The sequence below is a fragment of the uncultured Leptotrichia sp. genome, from assembly GCF_938036635.1.
Classification (GTDB): Bacteria; Fusobacteriota; Fusobacteriia; order Fusobacteriales; family Leptotrichiaceae; genus Leptotrichia; species Leptotrichia hongkongensis.
This window is the reverse complement of record NZ_CALHQO010000077.1, coordinates 1-3,613: the sequence shown is the minus strand read 5'-3', so window position 1 is coordinate 3,613 and position 3,613 is coordinate 1. Positions and strand designations below refer to the sequence as shown.

The window sequence follows — 3,613 nt, the reverse complement described above, 5'->3', positions numbered from 1 at the left end:
TTTAAAAATATACTCAAACCTATTTAAAATTAAACTACTAAAAATTATATGAATTTAGGGTTTGAGTAAAATAGTCATAACTTTTGAGTTTTGTTTTAAAGCAATTTTACTATAATTTTCACAATTATAATTTCACAGTCCTGCTCACAATAATCTTATACTTTTCTTCAAAAATTCCTGCTAATTTTTCTAAATCCTCTTCCAGACAAAGTACCTTTACATTAGGCCCCGCATCCATTGTAAAATAACATTTTTCTCCATTATTTCTCAAATTTTTTACAAAATCCATTGCTTCATAAGTTTTTTCATTAAAATATGTAAACGGAGGATTTGCAGTTTCAGTTGTCTTATGCATTCTAAGAGCATTCTCTTCTGTCAAAATTCCGACTTTTTCAAAATTATTTTCAGCAAGATATTTTTTCATATTTACAAAGTCAATTTCCGATTGTTTTACCCACTCATCAAAATATGTTGAAGTTTTGGCACAAAGCTCCATTCCATTTCGACTTGAAATTTCCTTTTTATTTTCATTCAGCACAAGCACAATCATCGCCAGTTTCAAATCTGTCCTTACCTCATAAATTTCTCCAGTATCCTTATCCCAAGCAGCAATAGGTCCAAAAAAGCTTCTTGAAGAAGATCCCGAACCAAATTTTGAAATTTGTGCAAGTTCAGATTGTGTATAATTTTTTCCAAAAAGTTCATTACAAGCCTTTATTACAGCCGATAAACCGCTCGAACTGGAAGAAAGGCCAGCAGCTGTTGGCATGTTATTGATTGTAAAAATTTTTACCTTCTGACTTCTATTTTCCCTAAACAAATCCACAACTTTGCTAATCTTTTCTGTATGTACACTATCCTGTAACTCTCCATTCAAATAAAACAAATCTGTCATATCCCCAAATTTACCTTCACAATTTCTATTTTTTATTTCTTTTTCAACTGCAATTTTAACATCTTCATTATTTATAAATTCCATCTCTGTTTCTGTAAACATATCATTAAGGGTAAGAGAGATGCTACTTGTGGAAGGTATCATTTTTTCTGCATCTTTTTTTCCCCAGTATTTTACAATCGCAATATTAGCATAAGATTTGACTTTTACCATTTTTACTCCTTTATTTTTTTATTAAATTTTCTCCAACCAAATATTCTCTGCTCCACATTTTAGCAATTCATCTTTTATTTTTTCTACAATTTCCAGATTCTTAGCAAGTGCGATTACACAGCCTCCTAATCCTCCTCCAGAAATTTTTGCCCCACTTGCTCCATTTTCAATTGCTGTTTTTACAAATAAGTCTGTTTTTTCAATGGTTATATTCAAGTTTCCGAGTTCTGTATTTGCTTTTGTCATAATTTTTCCTATTTTATCAACTTTTTCTTCTTTGGATTCAATATTTTCAGTTAAGATTTTAGTTATTTCATCTGTCAATTCACCTAGTTTCTTTAAAAAAATATCGGCTTTACTTCCTAAATTTTTCACATTCTGAATTGCCTCACCAGTATTTCCATAAATGCCTGTATCTGCAATTACAAGATATGCATCAAGATTTAAGTCAATGTAAGAAAATCCCTTATTTTTTATGAATTTTATAGCTTTATTGCTTAGGCATGTTTTTGCATCTAGCCCGCTCGGAGTTTTGTGAGCCACAATTTCAGCCGTATGAACCAGTTTTTCCAGTAATTCATTATCCAGATTTTCCTCAAAATAGTCAAATACTGCACGGATTGCGGCAATACTGACTGCAGCTGAAGAGCCCATTCCACGTTTGGGTGGAATTTGGGAAACTACTTTGTATTTTATTTTTGCATTTTCTTTTTTTAAATGTCTTAATGCAGTAAAAACTGCAACTGAAAGAGTGTCTGTCTTGTTATAAAAAAAGCTAGTTTTTGCTTCTTCGACTACACATTCAATTTCAATCTTTTTTAGCGGAATAGCAATGGCAGGATAACCATAAACGACAGAATGTTCTCCAATTAATATGATTTTACTATGTGATTTCCCAATACCTTTTTTCATCTGCACTTAATCTCCTTAAAGTTACGACTATTATCTTCAAACTCCCATATCTCAAATCTTCATAAATTTCGTGTTAAAAGAGTTCGGTTATAAATTGTAAGTTAATTATACTAAAAAAATTGGGATAATCCAATAATTTTTATTAACATAATTTGTAAGTATATAAATTTATTTTTATTTTGTCTTTATTCTTAATAGCCTGTCTTTCAATTTTTCTAATTTTTCTGATAATTTTACTCTTCTAGTTTTCAGCTTTTCGCTATAAATTTTTTTTAAGTAAATCAAATTGCTGTCATAATATTCCTTTGCCTTTTTTAAATCTAAAAGCTCATAATTTTTTTCTATTTTTTTACCATTTTCAATATAATTTATCGTTATTTTTTGTATATTCTCTATATTTCCCAATTTTTCTTCTTCTAATGCCACAACATCATAAAAATTCTGATTTTCATAAACTCTATATAAATCCTTGTTTCCTGGCAATGACGTTTTTCCACTTTCATCAGAAATTTTCATTACGTCATTTTCATTAATTTTAGACATTTTATAGACAGTGCTTATTTCTCTTTCTGGCAATGCTATGGCATCTCCTACTCCAAATACATCAACTTCTGGCTGATTTTTTATTAGATTTCCTATTTTTTTATCGTCAAGTCCGCTCGTTAATACAATTTTCGCCTTGTAAAGTCCATTTTTATCAAGTATTTTCCTACATTCTTTTGACAATTTCTCCAAATTTCCCGAATCTATCCTTATTCCATACATTCCTTCGTATTCATCATCTATGCCATTATCTTTAAATGCCTTTACAGCACTAATTATTCCTCTCTCAAGAGTGTCATAAGTATCAATTAGCATTATAAGAGCCTGATTTTTGTTCCTATACATTTTTATAAAAGCGTCAAAAGCCTTGTATTCAGCACTTTCTCCCATTCCAAAAGTCTGGATAAAGCCATGCGTCATCGTTCCTGTGCTTTTCAAGTCATAAAGATATTCTGCCGCAAGGTTTGAATGAGATATGCAGCCAGCTATATAGCTAGCTTTTGTCATTGTCATCGCTGCATCAAATCCAGCTGTTCTTCTTGTTCCAAATGAAAGTACTCCCCTTCCTTCAGCAGCCAACACAATTTTAGACGTGACTGTTGCCGCAAGTGTCTGAAAATGAAGAATATTCAAAATAGGCGTTTCAAGGACTTTCCCTTGTATAAGTGGAGCAGTAATCGTTAGTATTGGCTCATTTGAAAAAACAATTTCTCCATCTCGTACCCCTTTTATCGTACCTGTAAATTTCATATTCGCAATATATTCGATAAAATCAAAATTATCAAATATTTTTGACAAATATTTCTTCTTATCATCATAAGAAGTTTCGTTAAGTATCTCGATAAGCTCAAGAACATCAGATATCCCATATACTATAGCATAGTCATTTTCTTTTTTTGTACGCAAAAATACATCAAAAGTTGCAATTTCATTTTGCATATTATTTTTTAAATAAATCTCACTTTCTGTGTACTGATATCTGTCTGAATTTAAAAATTTAAAAAATTTTTCCATAAATTAACCTCATTTTGTATTTTTTTCTATTATCTC

The 3,613-nt window shown here is 30.4% G+C and carries 3 protein-coding genes; all 3 read right to left on the bottom strand.

What is annotated here, in order from left to right:
- Positions 1-124 precede the first annotated feature (124 nt).
- A complete protein-coding gene (gene mvaD / locus Q0370_RS01455) occupies positions 125-1,108 on the bottom strand; it encodes a diphosphomevalonate decarboxylase (RefSeq protein WP_299571129.1) in 984 nt (327 codons plus the stop codon).
- 21 nt (positions 1,109-1,129) lie between these two features.
- On the bottom strand, positions 1,130-2,020 hold the full coding sequence (mvk, locus tag Q0370_RS01450; RefSeq protein WP_299571126.1) for a mevalonate kinase: 891 nt from the start codon (positions 2,018-2,020) through the stop codon (positions 1,130-1,132).
- A gap of 174 nt (positions 2,021-2,194) precedes the next feature.
- A complete protein-coding gene (pncB, locus tag Q0370_RS01445) occupies positions 2,195-3,577 on the bottom strand; it encodes a nicotinate phosphoribosyltransferase (protein ID WP_299571124.1) in 1,383 nt (460 codons plus the stop codon).
- Positions 3,578-3,613: the final 36 nt, after the last annotated feature.

What these genes read in the sequence shown, in the direction of transcription:
- mvaD (WP_299571129.1), bottom strand. Translation starts at nt 1,108, where the DNA reads ATGGTAAAAGTCAAATCTTATGCTAATATTGCGATTGTAAAATACTGG.
- mvk (WP_299571126.1), bottom strand. Translation starts at nt 2,020, where the DNA reads ATGAAAAAAGGTATTGGGAAATCACATAGTAAAATCATATTAATTGGA.
- pncB (WP_299571124.1), bottom strand. Translation starts at nt 3,577, where the DNA reads ATGGAAAAATTTTTTAAATTTTTAAATTCAGACAGATATCAGTACACA.